We start from the raw sequence: 13,758 nt of genomic DNA on the forward strand, positions 1-13,758 counted from the left end.
GTCTTTCCCATATTAAATTCTGGGTAGAGATTAATCCTATCCATTTTACGCAGTTTTTTGCTTTCAGGCATTAATTTATTGCCATATGTGCAATGGCTCTTGTAAACTTGCCGGTTTTATTTCCCACATAAAGAATTTCAACATGTAACAGTTATTGCATTTCCTATTTGAATCAAGTTAACAATTTGTGAATTTTCGTCAACTAGCTGGCATTGCTGACTGATTTGTTTACACTCAAATATATTGCAGTAAACGCACAAAAATGGATTTCGTATTTAACAGAATTTAACGATTCCGCAAACTGCAACCAATAGTGTTTGTTTTTGCAGCGGCCTCGAATTGCTTCAGCAGGTGATGCAGATATGACAAACACATGTCATCCAACGAATTAAAAAGTAGATAAATTATGAGCGCACTGTTAGCCGGACTTACCGTCCTGATTATTGGCGATAGCCATATGTCCACCCCCGACTATCTGATCACGACCCTGCATGATGATCTGATGAGCAAGGGCGCTGTGGTGTATTCCTTCGGTGCCTGCGGCGTTGCCGCCGGTGACTGGATGGTGAAAAGCCAATCGCCATGTGGCGGTGCGGCGCGCATCAAGGATGGCCCGGTAGAAGTGAAAACCGGTCAGGATGCAGTAACCCGTCCTTTCAATGAACTGGTTAAAACATATAAACCGAATCTGGTTGTTGTCGTCAATGGCGACACCATGGCGTCCTATGCCGCACCAGAACTGCCGAAGACCTGGATCTGGCAACAAGTGACGCGCCTGACCAAGGGCGTTAAAAACAACGCAGTGAGCTGTGTCTGGGTTGGCCCGGCATGGGGTACTGAGGGCGGCAAGTTCAACAAGACCTTTGCACGTGCCAAGGAAATGTCTGGCTACCTGTCTGAAATCGTTGCACCTTGCACCTATGTGGATTCCCTGACCTTGTCCAAACCGGGCGAATGGGCTTCGGCTGATGGTCAGCATTTTGACCAGGCTGGTTATAAAGCCTGGGGTACGGCGATTGGCAATGCCATTTCTTCGCCAGCCGTTTTGCAAAACATTAAAAAATAAATTAAACCGGATCACCCTTAATCATGAAAAAACTGATCGTTGCCTGTCTGGGCTCTATCTTGGCATTGGCGGCACATGCCGCTGACAATCCTTTATATGAAACCGGTCCTGCCCAGGATTCTTCCTTTGTGCGTTTCCTCAACGCCAGCGAAGACAAGGCCAGTGTGGTGAATGGTGCTGCGAAAGTGGCACTGGCAGCACAGGGCGACGCCAGGGTGTCCCGTTTTTATCCAGTCAAGGCCGGTGCCAAGCTGGCAGCCAATGTGCAGGTAGGTGCTGCAAAAACTTCGGTGGAAGTGGTGGCCAAGCCAGGTGAATTTGTTACCGTTGCCATCATCAGCAAAGGCACAGGCATAGAAACCGTCATCATCAAAGAATCCCCTACGGATTTCAATGCCAGCCGTTCATCCGTTGCCTTGCTGAACCTGGATGCCAGCTGCGCCGTTGCAGGCTTGAATGTGGCAGTAAAAAATACACCGATACTGGAAGCCGTGAAACCGGCTACCGTGCAACGTCGTCTGGTGAACCCCATCAGCCTGAAAGCGCAAGCCATGTGCGATGCGAAAGAAGAAGGCAAGGGCGTTGATCTGGGCCAGTTGCAGGCCGGTGAACGTTATAGCGTTGTTGTCATGCCGGGCAAAAAAGGACGTCAGACCTTCTTTGTTCGCGATAGTACTTCCTGACCCACGCTAAGCACAGGCACGACCCATGGTATTTGCGTCTTTAGAGTTCCTGACTCTTTTCTTACCTCTGTTCTTTGCTATCTACCTGGTTACCCCCCAGCGGTTTCGCAATCACACTCTGCTGGTGGGGAGCTGGCTGTTTTATGCCTGGTGGACGCCAAAGTTCCTGGTACTGATCATTGCACTGACCGTACTGGCCTGGGCAGCAGCCATATTGATCGACAAAACCAGCAATGAACGCAGCAAGACCCGTATCATGGCGGCTGCCATTGTGCTTAACCTTGCCTCGCTGGTCTGGTACAAGTACACCAATATGCTGGTGTATTCGCTCAATACCATTTTGACTGGCCGCGACATGCCCACCATCCCGTGGGAAAACCTGATGCTGCCGATAGGCCTGTCCTTTACAGTCTTGCATGCCATTTCATATATCGTCGATGTGCGCCGTAAAACCGTGCCGGCGCAATACAGCATTATTTCTTTCAGCGCCTATATGGCGATGTTCCCGCATCTGATCGCTGGACCGATTGTGCGCTACAAGGTCATCGATACCGAATTGCGCGAGCGGGTATTTTCCATCGATAAATTTGCTGCCGGTGTACGCCGCTTCATGGTCGGTTTTTCGATGAAGGTCCTGATTGCCGACACCCTGTCACCCATCGTGACACTGGCATTCGGTTTGCACAATCCAACGTTGATCGATGCCTGGACGGGTTGTGCGGCCTACACGCTGCAACTGTATTTTGACTTTGCCGGTTACAGCGCCATGGCGATCGGCCTGGGCCTGATGCTGGGTTTTGATTTCCAGGAAAACTTCAACAACCCCTATCTGTCCGTGTCAATACAGGATTTCTGGCGGCGCTGGCACATGACACTGTCATCCTGGCTGCGTGATTACCTCTACATCAGCCTGGGCGGTAACCGTCATGGTGCGGGCCGCACCTATGTCAACCTGATGCTGACCATGGCCATAGGTGGTCTGTGGCACGGCGGCGAAAACTGGAACTACCTGATCTGGGGCATCATCCACGGCTCGGCCCTGTGCTGTGACCGCATGTTTACCCAGCGTGGTTTATCCATGCCCAATTACCTGTCACGCACTTTGACGCTGTTGGTAGTGATGCTGGCCTGGACCGTGTTCCGGTCCGACAGTTTTGCAACGGCGATGGATTTGTGGGCCGGGCAGTTTGGTCTGCATGGCGTCGCCATGGGGGACGCCATTGCACTGGCATTGCGCCCCAGTATCGTACTGACCTTTGTTTTGGGCCTGATCTGCGTCGTCTATCCGGCTACGGCCATCGGCAAGCGCGGTGGCCTGGGTTTTGTCGGCTGGAGCATGACCTGGCCAGTGCTGACCTTTGCCTATGCTGTTGTCGTACTGGCCGGGCAAAAGGCCATTCCCTTCCTGTATTTTCAGTTTTAGGAGGTGATCATGAGTGAATGTTTTACTTTCGATCCCAAAAAAGCCGGCTGGACCCGTTTCCTGCCGGTGACCGCTTTTGCCGCCATCATGCTGGGTGGTCTGATAGTGACCCAGAGTTCATTGAAGGCCGTGCCCACCGAAAGATGGGCGGGCATAGATAATCCCAAACGCCTGCTTGACGGTGAGGCAACCCGCCAGTTTTCTGCGCAACTGAACAGCTACTTCCTGCTCAGCAAGCCGTTTGCAAAAATTGAGCGTGGTGTAAGCTGGGCCGTTGCTGGTGATACCGGCGTATCGGTGCGCCAAGGCTGTACCGACTGGCTGTTTCTGACTGATGAACTAACCCCCTTTGCCAATGCCACTGACAACGCCGCAGCGAGAGCAAAAATCATCACCCAGACTGCCAGCGATCTGCTAAAGCGCGGCATCAAACTGGTGGTGGCCGTCGTACCCGACAAGACCCGTATCGAGCATGAGCATTTGTGTGGCCTGCATCGCCCCCCCAGTTTTGCACCACGGGTGGATGACTGGGTAAAAATCCTGGCCGACAGCAAGGTCGATACCCTGGACTTTACGCCCGCACTGGCTGCAACGACAGGCGAACGCTATTACCGCAGTGATTCCCATTGGAATGAAAACGGCTCCAACGCTGCCGCCAAAGCCCTGGCAGAACATCTGCTCGCGCTAAATCTGGTGGATAAACCCAAAGCCTTACCCGACCCCAAAGCCGTACAGTCATCCAGGGTGGAGCGATCAGGCGATTTAATGCGCGTTTCCAACCTGGAAGGCTTGCCAGCCTGGATACGCCCGGCAACCGAAGTGACACAGATCAGCAAGGTGGCACCAGTCGCGGTTGCCAGCGACGATCTGTTTGGTGATGCCGGTTTGCCACCAGTGGCACTGGTAGGCACATCCTTCAGCCGCGCCTCGAATTTCTCACCCTTCCTCAGCCAGCACCTGGGTTCAGCAGTCGCCAACCTGGCCAAGGATGGCGGTGATTTCGACGGTGCCGCCTACGCTTACCTCAATAGCATCGAATTCAAAACCCAGGCCCCCAAGGTCGTCGTCTGGGAAGTGCCAGAACGTATGCTGCCCAAGCCATTGTCTGTGTCTGAGAAGAAATGGCTGGCGTCATTTGCCCCCAAGACTTGACGTAGCAGAGCGAATTTAAAAAAGGTGAGAGATAATTTAATTATCGATCACCTTTTTTATAAAGAAGTCGAATTTCAGCAAAAAATAACGAGCCGGCCTGTGGTTTTCGATAGACGGCCGAACAAACATTGATATGCGGTTTGTTCACCCTGACTCCCGCACGTAGAAATTTTTGTGATCGCCGTCAGGCAGCAGGCTTACCTAACGCCTCAGTGCATTTGAAATTCTGGTGGCGTCTTTTCCTGGAGGCTGTCCAAATTCGCGCAAATACTCCCGGCTGAATTGAGTCGAACTTTGATAGCCGACCTCATGCGCCGCTGCGGTAACGCTGTATCCGGCAGCCACAAGCAAAGTGCGGGCGTTCAGCAATCGAATTTGCTTCTGATACTGGACCGGACTTAAGGTCGTCACAGACTTGAAGTGCCGGTGAAACGCAGACACGCTCATTGCAGCCCTGTGCGCCAGGTCTTCCACACGCAGTGGCAGTGTATAGTCGCGCCGGATCTGCTGGATAGCCAGGTTGACTCTGGAAAGTGCCGAGTCAGGCAAGGCAACGTCGCGCAGCATCCATCCCATAGGCCCTTGCAGCACGCGATAAAGAATTTCACGCTCATACACCTGTGCCAGCGCGGGGATATCGGCAGGATGATCCATGAGCCGCAGCATTCGCACCCAGGCGTCAAGTAATTCCGGCGTCATCGCTGCGACAGAAAACCCCGCTTCCTTTGCATTAAGCCGGCCGGCAGTATCAGGCAGGTCGGCCAGGAGATTGGCAATCGTGCCGGCTTCCAATGTCAAACTGACGGCAAGATAGGGTTCACCTGTGGCGGCTGGCTGCACTGCACCCACCGCAGGTAGGTCAACGGACATCACAAAATAGGTTGCCGGGTCGTAGTGCAGTGTCCGTCCCCCTACAGTCATGGACTTGCTTCCTGTAAGAATCAGGTTGATCATGGGATCATAGACGGCTGTCAGCTGGTGTTCCGGAATGACACCCTGCACCATGGCAACGCGCGGGATACCCGTCTCGGTACGCCGGTTTTCGGCATGAGCGGCAAGGGTTCGAAGTTCATTTAATTGTTGTTCCATGCAGAGATTAAACCCCAGTTTGCGCTGTGTTGGCAATGGGGGCGCAGATAATGAAAAAGTAGGAATAGGCAGGATTGAAGCATGAAATGGCAGGCCTGATCTCGCACGGATGCTTATCATGGTGGCTCTTTTACATACATCTTGGAGCTACCAATGAACATCGTCATCATCACCGGCGGTAGCCGTGGAATCGGCGCTAGTACTGCCCTGGAATGCGCGCGCCGTGGACTGGGCGTCATCCTCACCTACCATAGTCAGGCCGCCAAAGCGGATGAAGTGCTTGCTCAAATCGCTGCTGTCGGTGGCAAGGCCGCTGCCTTGAAACTGGACGTTGGCGACGCCCGTGCTTTCGCCGGTTTCCGTAGCGCAGTAGAACATACCCTGGCCAAGGTTTGGAATGTCAGTGAACTAGCTGGCCTGGTCAACAATGCAGGCCATGGCTTGTACAACCCCATCGAGACCGTTACCGAAAAACAGTTCGATGATTTGATGAATGTGCATCTGAAGGGGCCTTTCTTCTTGACGCAGACGCTGTTGCCGCTGATGAAGAAGGGCGCAAGCATCGTCAACCTGACCAGCGCAACCACGCGGGTTGCGACTGCGGGTGTGGCACCTTACGCCGCATTCAAGGGCGGACTGGAAGTGCTCACCCGATATATGGCCAAGGAATTTGGCGAACGGCGTATTCGTGTCAATGCAGTATCGCCTGGTGCCATACGCACCGATCTTGGGGGCGGGTTGAACGACGAATTCGAAGCACTTCTGGCATCCCAGACCGCTTTGGGGCGCGTTGGTGAGCCAGAGGATGTCGCTCGCGTTATTGCAGGTTTGCTGACGCAAGACAGCGGCTGGATCAATGCCCAATCCATCGAAGTCGCTGGCGGCTATAACATTTAATACGAAGAGGGCAAAATCATGCTGGATCATATCTTTCTTTCGGTCAGTGACATTGACCGTTCCATCGCCTTTTACACTGCCGCGCTGGCACCATTAGGTATCGTCAATCGCCTTGACTATGATGGCAAAAACGGCCCGCCGGGCCACCCCGACCTGAAAGGATTCGGCGCGAATGGGCGCGTATTCTTTTGGTTACGCGAAGGCGTTGTTGAGGGCCAGGCAGCACACATCGGATTTGTCGCTCGCGACCAGCACCAAGTGAACGCCGCCTATGCCGCCGCCATGGCCGCTGGCGCAACCGACAATGGTGCACCAGGGGCAAGGCTCTATTATGACCCGCGCTACTATGCCGCCAATGTGCGCGACCCGGATGGCTACAGCCTGGAGTTCGTCTACAAAAGCTGGCAACACGGAGAAAACGATGGGAACTAAATCAATGGCAACTGAAGAGATGCCAACTGAAGCGATGGAAATCACGACCTTCCACCTGTCAGCGAGCGTGACGATGAAAGACTTTATTGCGGCAAACATTGATGTAGATGCCTGGCTACAGCGCCAACCTGGTTTTATTTTGCGACGCATTTGCCAGAGCACAGATGGCCTGGTGACCGACATGCTACTGTGGAAATTAGCTAGGGATGGTGAACGTGCCGCTAGCGGAATCGTCACAGAACTGGCACACTCACCCGTCCATGCGGCGATCGATCAAGCCACGGTAAACTGGTCGGTCAATGCGTGTCGACATCGTTTGAACTGAATAGGGTGATGCTAAGTACGTCTGGAAAAACGGGATGTGCCCATGCATGATGACGTTAAAAAAACTTGAATCGATCTGCTAAACAGTATGATCACTGCACCATCAAATATTGCCGCGCCACTTCTGCTACATCTTCTTGATGGGATTGCGCCAGATGGGTAAGGCAATTTTTGACGTCGGCATGATCCTCGCCATTGATGGCTATGCATGCTTCGATGACAGCCCGGGCTTTATCCGCATCGTCAATATGGCTTTCGTCCCGAAAAATAAATACATTGATCGCGTCCATGGCTGGTAAAGAAGCCTTGCCAAATTTACCCAGGGCGATGATCGCTGGTCCGCTGGATATGTGACCCTGCTTGAGAACCATTTTTCGCAAAGCTTCAACGACTGCATGTGAATCATCGCCTGCCGCAGCGAAGCAGTCTGCCAACAATTTGTTGGTGCAAAGGTAGCCGTTAAAATCTTCTTCTTGTTCACAGGTCTGCGCCAGACGCAACAGCTTTGGTACCTGGCTTCGAACTTTGCAACCCAATCCGGTCATTGCTTGCAGCGCAGCTGACTGCACGCTCCAGTCATGTCCTTCGGTATCAAAAATCATATCACCCAGCCTATCAATCACAAGGCTATCCTCTACGCCTAATTTGCCCAGTGACATGGCGGCGTTGCCCCTGATAAACCAGGTTTTACTGTCAAGGCACGGGACTAATATGGCTATAGCTTGTGCACGAAGTTCCTGACACCGCGACAATGCGATGACGTTGTAATTAAATACTTCGTCACGGTGGTTACTGCTGCGCGCCTGCGCTGTCTGCAAGATCAGTGTCTGCGCAGCCAAGGGGAGAGCAGTGTCCAATGTGTTGAACGTCTCCAGGATGGCGCTTTGCAAATGGTCATTTCCAGTACTAAAACGTGTGGCAATCGTTTCAAACCATGCGGGATTTTGTTTCAAGGCAGTTGCTAAGGCAATGCCCGGTTGATACGGCCATTCTCGCACGCCATGTTTTTTCATTGCGGCCAGCAGATGTTCAAGATGTTGTTCATCCAGCTTGGGAAACGCCGTCAGCATGGCTGCACCGAATGAATTGAGACTGCTATCGTCCGCATCTATCAGTTCCATCACTTCTTGCTGCGCCAGATGACCATAACCGGGAAGTGCATACATGAAATTGCCTAGCTCTATGCACACTTTATTGTATTCATTTAGTGCTTTTCTTCTGGATTTACCTTGGAACAGGCCAAAGAATTTTTCATTTTTGGATGACGCATTCAGAGCGGCCAAGGTACGCGTGTAATTCAGGCGATAACCAGTCAGAAAGTTGGCGACAAAGCGTGCTGTGGCAAAAGCCGGTAATGTTGTGACGCTCTTGAACAGTTCGGCATGCATCCGTAAAATAAATGGTGAGGCTTCTAATTCGCCGAGTCGCTTCATTGCTTTATCGTTGATTTGATAGTCGTGACCTACGAAAATGTTGAGCAGGCAGTCGCCAATTTCCATCAGGCGTGGTACTTGCCAGACTGCTTGATATTCGGCTTCGGTAACGCACAAAGCAGTATTGTGAATCTTGGTGACTCTGATATTGCCTACATTTCTCTCGCCTTCATGTATTTTTATTTCGCGGCCTTCCCATAGACAGGCAGGATAAATATCTGGTGTAGCTAGCCACACCGCCACGCGCCCGCTCTCACCAGGCTGTACATTATCCCCGTCCAGATATTCGTGAAGTCCGGTACTGGAATAATTATCATGCAATTGATGAGAGGGGCGATATCCCGAATGCGCAGGAGTTTGCCTGCCGCCTGGACCGGCCGGAATCAGGTTTAGTACGCCTTCAAAGTCAGCTGGGCGGGATTGGGTCATGGGTTTAGTCGGGTTTTAGTCGCGCGAGCAATTCTGTATTTTGATGAACAGATCATTGATGTTGGACTTGATAGAGGCACACCTTCGCTCATGCTGCGAGCAAACCGAATCATAGTATCGCGTCCCACGCTTTGTCTCTTTTAGTAGAATTATTTTTCCGGTCGTAAGGATAAAAACTGACTCCGGCACTTTTTGCAACATCAAGAAGATATTGAATCTTCACAAACGCATTCATGGTAATTACAGTGCCGTCATTCAGCGCAAATTGGTATTCAGAACCAAGGGACGAGCCGCCGATTGATTTGATGAATTCGATATCGGTCCACGCAATTTTCCTCTCTTTGTACCATCGAAGATAGCTAAATCCGGTTTCATCAATTTGAGGGCGTGCGCGTGTCAAATGCAAAAAGCCGGTTGCAGCCGCCCGCCAGACCAGAAAAAATGGTAAACCAATTCCTCCCATTAAATAAATATCATAGCCAACGTCTGGTTGCGGAAGTTTTAGTGCTGCCAGTAGCTTGCAAAATGCTGATAACGTCAATGCAAGAACGATGCAGGCTAGCCATATAGGGGAGGTCAGTAGTAACAGCAGAAAAAGCATGGTGTCCAGAAATGTAATGCGGTCATTCATGGTGATACCTGCTTGTCTGCAAACCTGTGATGACACCCAGGTCTGACGAATAGCTGCGCTCAAGTGCACTGACGATGAATTGATTGACTTCTTCATGGTGAGTACGTGTCAATACATGACCTGCACCCGCGATGATGGTTTCTGCCCTGGTACGGCGCACGTCAAAGACATTATCCTCGCTGCCGTGCATCTGCATTATTGGGCATGCTGCATCAGATGATTTCCAGGACAAAAGCGCCGACAAGGCCCAATCTCGAAACTGCCGTTGATCGCTGGACAGGCGTTTGCGCCTGCTGCGTACAGATGGGGTGGTCGCGACGGCCGCTTCTTGTCCCAACATCATTAATCTCCAGACGGTTTCAGCACTGAGCAGTTTGCTCAGGCGTCTCGCCATACGCAAGCCGGTTGGCAACCCTTGCACGTCACGGCTAGAGGCAAAGAGCAGGCACGTTTTCGCCTGCAAATAATGTGCTGCTTCCAGCGCAACGATACCCCCAAAAGATGCGCCACCGATCAGGCAAGGGCAGCCCGGGTCGATGTTGCGTGCCATGCGCTTTGCATACGTTGCCATGCTTTCTGATTTAACGGGTGGTAACCAATGTGCTATACGCAACGTTGGAAAGACTCTTGCCTGCTCAGAAAATATACGGGCATCGCCATTGATACCGGGAAAAAAGATAATTGGCAGTTGATCCATGCGACAAAGGAATGTTCCCCGAAAAATTGAACTTAAGTATAGCTGATGAGGAATGGCATATTTATGAAATGAGTTCTAGTTAGTGTCTGAGACAGCATCCTCTCAGTTGTAGACCGTACGCTCTTTGTTATTCATATTTTTGCAAATAGCATCTTCCTCAATCGGTATGCCCATCTCTTTTGCCTGGACGATCAGTTGTCTTGTTTCCTCAGTGGCGATTATTTGTAATTGCTGTCCTTCGTGGAAATGAAATTGAAATGCAGACCCACCGGACGGCACCCATACTTCGCGGATCACACTGATACTATTCCATAGAACGGTCTTCTTTTGAAAACGTCGATGGAAGCTAAAACCTGTGGCATCTGATTGCGGGCGTTCACGCAATAAGTGCAGGAAGGCATAACTGCTTATCTGGGCGACTATAAGAAAAGGATAGCTGATTGCCATAATAACTATTGTTGCGATTGACAGGAATGAGACCTGACCTAGCAACCAACAGATGCCGAGCAGTGCCAAGCTGATCAGCCCGCATGGAATCCAAAGTGGGCTAGTCAGGCAAAGTATCAAAAACACGTACATGTCATGACGGGTAATGCCGTTCATCTAGATCTGCCTTTGGCTTCATATTTCAGTGTCAAAAGTCCACACCAATACCAGAACTCATTTCATCCCTATTTATGAAATGAGTTCTATGTAATTTGGATTCAAATTCTGCTGGTACAAGCGATATCAGTTCCCTGACAAGCTCGCAAATTCTCTGGTATGACGGGTGAGTGTCAGGATCTTGCCTGCACTGTGCGATATAGTTCCTGGCTTGCGTGTTGATCCAGTGAATATCAGAATCCCGAAATTCTCGGTGCACGATCAAGGGCCCCAGATTGTGGACCAGTTCCAGTTCCGTATATAAATTGGTGAACAGTCTTTGCCATGCATTCCAGGTTTGGACGCTACGCGCATAAGGGAGTATCAATTCAAGAATTTCTCCGTAAATGCCTTGCTTGCGACTTGAGTGTGTATTGATATCAGACATTTGTATATTGCGGCTCAAAAGGCAGGTGTTTGCTTAAAAATGATACGCGCGAGTCTATTTGTAATAAATTGGCGGAACGGCCCTGGAGGACAGCAACAGTTAAAACAGAACTGAAAAATATGTCTTGTATTGCACTCGCCAGCATGCATCTGATGACGAGAGTATCCCTGGCGCATCACCTGATTTTTTCAATCTCTGCCAGCGCCGCATTGAGTTGTGTATCCTTGCCCGTCCTGAAGCCATCTATTTTTGTGTGGATCAGCTTGCCAGGTTGTACGCCCACGCCGACAAAAGGCTTGCCGTCGATATAGGTGTCTTTTTTGGTACAGATGCGGGCGCTGCCGCCGCCGGGCATGCTGATCATTAATGGTTGTCCTGTGCTGCCACCGGTAGGTTCGCCAATGATCAGGCCACGTTTCATGGTGTCAAAGGCGACGACAAAGTCTTCAGCGGCGGAATAGGTTGCAGCGCTGGTCAGGACCATGACTGTGCCGTGATAGGCGCGCTCTGGATCAACCGGGTTTTTTTCGTCGGCAAAGTCATGCATGCCTTGCCTGTTGCCCCAGGCCCGCAAGGTGGGTTTGTAGTCGCGGGTGGCGGCATGGCTGCCATCAAAGTTTGACGTCCCCAGGGTTAGTAATACTTGATAGCCTACATTGGTATCGCCGCCACCGTTTTTCCTCACGTCGAAGATGATGGCCTTTGCCTTGGCAATTTCTGCATAGGCTTTGATGTATTCTTTGGCAGCGGTATCGTCACCAAAAGAGTTGAGTTCAACGTAGGCAACATTATTGGCTAACATGCGCCAGTTGAATGCTGGCCTGGGTGTGGCAAACTTGCGCCGCGTTGCGGTGTTGACGCGCTTTAGGTCGATGGAAAGGGTCTTGCCCTGCGGGTCTGCGACAAGCATTTTTACTGGCGTATCAAGGTCACCAAGCAGCAAAAAATAATTGTAAAGCCGCGTATCCATGTCTTGCGGAGTTGATGCACTGGTATAGGGGGCTACTGTTTTTTGTAAATAGGTTTTGATATCCTGCCCATCGGCAGTCAATATCTGATGGCCGGGCAAGATGCCACGTTCGCGCAATGCGGGATCAAGCACATCCGTGATGATGACCTTGCCTTCCATCAATGCAGCGCGTAGCGGTACGGTGCCCCACACATCGTTGTATAGGGTGGCTGGTGGCGTGACATTGGTATGTCCATCTTGCAGCAAGGCGCACATTTCCATCAGTATCTTGTAATAGTCTGCCGTGTTTTTTGCTGCGCGTACTTTGGGCAGGTAACGCAGATAGACGGCATCCCAGTCCAGATCCAGCAGTTTGTCGGTGTAGACGAAATTGTATTTTACTTCAGACCAGAATTTGGACAGACCAGCTATTCTCTCGTCTTCACTCAATTGTTCAACATAAGCGCTATCCCATACTGGTGATGACCAAAGGCGGGCCTGTCGGGTGGCTTCTTTCCTGGTTTTTTCGACTGTTTTTTGCCAGCGTGGATCGTCATGCAGGCTGTCAAAATCGCTGTCCTTGAGCATGTGATCAACATTCAGGTAACCAGCACCGATGGCCACATCCAGTCATTTGAAGGCATCGTCTTTCGCTCCGCGCAGCGCGTGCAGGCAGGCGATGTCGTAAGGCAGATCAGACGAGTCAGGGATAAGTTCATACGCCTTGAGCAGCAATTGCAAGGCATCTGCATAACGTTTATCGAGCCGGGCGACGTCACCTGCCTTGTAGTATTCCCGTGCCTGCTTGAGGGCTGGATCAGTGGCTTTTGTCTGCGCCAGGCTGGCGGATGAAGGCATCAAGTTCAAACTGGCGACAATGAGGCAGCCGAGGATTTTTTTCGCAAACACGTGCATCACATTGCTTTCAAGGAATGTTGACAGGAATCCTATTGTAAATGAAATGATTTATTGAAAACAAAATAAAGCGACAAAATGCCTGAAAGACAGGTCAACACGCCCTAATGATAGAGCTGAGTCTTGTACCGGTCTTCCAGTGCTGTCAGAGCAGTGCGATGCGTCAGATTCATGAATTAATACCCCACCGTCTGCTTCGATCCAGGCAATAGTGGACTGTCACAGCTGAAAACAGAGTGCCTTCCGCTTGCGCGACGACCATGGCTGCGGTGCAAATGCTCGCGATAGTTCACTATCGCTGTGCACAAGTGTTAACCTTGCCTTGCCCTGATCGCCGGGTAAATGTCTTTCACTTCTGTTTCAACTGTTACAGTCCACTAGTGGTTCAAACATGTCATGCCGCATGGTAGAGATGCTGCTGTCTTTGACTGTGGCCAAAATCGCGCAGCCGGGCGGGTAGCATGCCATCGCTGAGATGGTGCAGGCCAAATTCCTGAAAGCCGGGTGAATCGATCACGCAGGAATTGTCATCGATGTGGTACAGGCGGGTGAAGGTGGTGGTGTGCTTGCCTGTGTCGAGCACGACCGGTTTCAAACGAGAGCCGTTA

At 51.2% G+C, this 13,758-nt stretch carries 15 protein-coding genes; 7 read left to right on the forward strand and 8 right to left on the reverse strand.

The window, feature by feature from the left end; all coding sequences use genetic code 11:
* Window positions 1-406: 406 nt before the first annotated feature.
* From ACO0LK_RS10485 to ACO0LK_RS10500, 4 genes are read left to right on the forward strand one after another with little or no spacing between them, the layout of a single operon-like run.
* The gene (locus tag ACO0LK_RS10485; protein WP_422974774.1) at window positions 407-1,066 is read left to right on the forward strand and encodes an SGNH/GDSL hydrolase family protein; all 660 of its coding nucleotides are present in this window, start codon (window positions 407-409) and stop codon (window positions 1,064-1,066) included.
* Window positions 1,067-1,089: 23 nt separating this feature from the next.
* On the forward strand, window positions 1,090-1,749 hold the full coding sequence (locus ACO0LK_RS10490) for an alginate O-acetyltransferase AlgF (RefSeq protein WP_422974776.1): 660 nt from the start codon (window positions 1,090-1,092) through the stop codon (window positions 1,747-1,749).
* A gap of 25 nt (window positions 1,750-1,774) precedes the next feature.
* Window positions 1,775-3,172 (forward strand): MBOAT family O-acyltransferase, encoded by a 1,398-nt coding sequence (locus ACO0LK_RS10495; RefSeq protein WP_422974778.1) that lies wholly within the window; start codon window positions 1,775-1,777, stop codon window positions 3,170-3,172.
* 9 nt (window positions 3,173-3,181) lie between these two features.
* Complete coding sequence (locus ACO0LK_RS10500) at window positions 3,182-4,324, forward strand: alginate O-acetyltransferase AlgX-related protein (protein WP_422974780.1); 1,143 nt, start codon at window positions 3,182-3,184, stop codon at window positions 4,322-4,324.
* Between the two features lie 201 nt (window positions 4,325-4,525).
* Here ACO0LK_RS10500 and ACO0LK_RS10505 read toward each other — a convergent pair whose 3' ends face one another.
* Window positions 4,526-5,413 (reverse strand): AraC family transcriptional regulator, encoded by an 888-nt coding sequence (locus ACO0LK_RS10505; RefSeq protein ID WP_422974782.1) that lies wholly within the window; start codon window positions 5,411-5,413, stop codon window positions 4,526-4,528.
* A gap of 153 nt (window positions 5,414-5,566) precedes the next feature.
* On the opposite strand from ACO0LK_RS10505, the gene ACO0LK_RS10510 reads away from it, so the two are divergent.
* Genes ACO0LK_RS10510 through ACO0LK_RS10520 form a run of 3 tightly spaced genes read left to right on the forward strand, consistent with a single transcriptional unit; the run spans window position 5,567 to window position 7,067 of the window.
* A complete protein-coding gene (locus tag ACO0LK_RS10510; protein WP_422974784.1) occupies window positions 5,567-6,310 on the forward strand; it encodes an SDR family NAD(P)-dependent oxidoreductase in 744 nt (247 codons plus the stop codon).
* 18 nt (window positions 6,311-6,328) lie between these two features.
* The gene (locus ACO0LK_RS10515) at window positions 6,329-6,742 is read left to right on the forward strand and encodes a VOC family protein (protein ID WP_422974786.1); all 414 of its coding nucleotides are present in this window, start codon (window positions 6,329-6,331) and stop codon (window positions 6,740-6,742) included.
* On the forward strand, window positions 6,732-7,067 hold the full coding sequence (locus ACO0LK_RS10520; RefSeq protein ID WP_422974788.1) for a hypothetical protein: 336 nt from the start codon (window positions 6,732-6,734) through the stop codon (window positions 7,065-7,067). Before ACO0LK_RS10515 ends, ACO0LK_RS10520 begins: the two co-directional genes overlap by 11 nt.
* Before the next feature lie 91 nt (window positions 7,068-7,158).
* Here the strand turns inward: ACO0LK_RS10520 and ACO0LK_RS10525 are convergent, their stop codons facing one another.
* The 7 genes from ACO0LK_RS10525 to rsgA form a co-directional block, all read right to left on the reverse strand.
* Window positions 7,159-8,928 carry a hypothetical protein gene (locus tag ACO0LK_RS10525; protein WP_422974790.1) on the reverse strand — a complete coding sequence of 590 codons (1,770 nt, stop codon included), beginning with the start codon at window positions 8,926-8,928 and terminating at the stop codon, window positions 7,159-7,161.
* 109 nt (window positions 8,929-9,037) lie between these two features.
* Window positions 9,038-9,559, reverse strand: a complete 522-nt coding sequence (locus ACO0LK_RS10530; RefSeq protein ID WP_422974792.1) for a hypothetical protein — start codon at window positions 9,557-9,559, stop codon at window positions 9,038-9,040.
* Window positions 9,552-10,130 carry an alpha/beta fold hydrolase gene (locus ACO0LK_RS10535; RefSeq protein WP_422974793.1) on the reverse strand — a complete coding sequence of 193 codons (579 nt, stop codon included), beginning with the start codon at window positions 10,128-10,130 and terminating at the stop codon, window positions 9,552-9,554. Before ACO0LK_RS10535 ends, ACO0LK_RS10530 begins: the two co-directional genes overlap by 8 nt.
* Window positions 10,131-10,358: 228 nt before the next feature.
* A complete protein-coding gene (locus tag ACO0LK_RS10540; protein ID WP_422974795.1) occupies window positions 10,359-10,859 on the reverse strand; it encodes a hypothetical protein in 501 nt (166 codons plus the stop codon).
* A gap of 602 nt (window positions 10,860-11,461) precedes the next feature.
* A complete protein-coding gene (locus ACO0LK_RS10545) occupies window positions 11,462-12,859 on the reverse strand; it encodes a S41 family peptidase (RefSeq protein WP_422974797.1) in 1,398 nt (465 codons plus the stop codon).
* A gap of 6 nt (window positions 12,860-12,865) precedes the next feature.
* Window positions 12,866-13,144, reverse strand: coding sequence for a hypothetical protein (locus ACO0LK_RS10550; RefSeq protein WP_422974798.1), 279 nt, complete (start codon window positions 13,142-13,144; stop codon window positions 12,866-12,868).
* Between the two features lie 400 nt (window positions 13,145-13,544).
* Window positions 13,545-13,745, reverse strand: coding sequence for a GTPase RsgA (rsgA, locus tag ACO0LK_RS10555; RefSeq protein ID WP_422974799.1), 201 nt, complete (start codon window positions 13,743-13,745; stop codon window positions 13,545-13,547).
* Between the last annotated feature and the right edge of the window lie 13 nt (window positions 13,746-13,758).

This window comes from Undibacterium sp. Ji49W, from assembly GCF_049340205.1.
Classification (GTDB): Bacteria; Pseudomonadota; Gammaproteobacteria; order Burkholderiales; family Burkholderiaceae_D; genus Undibacterium.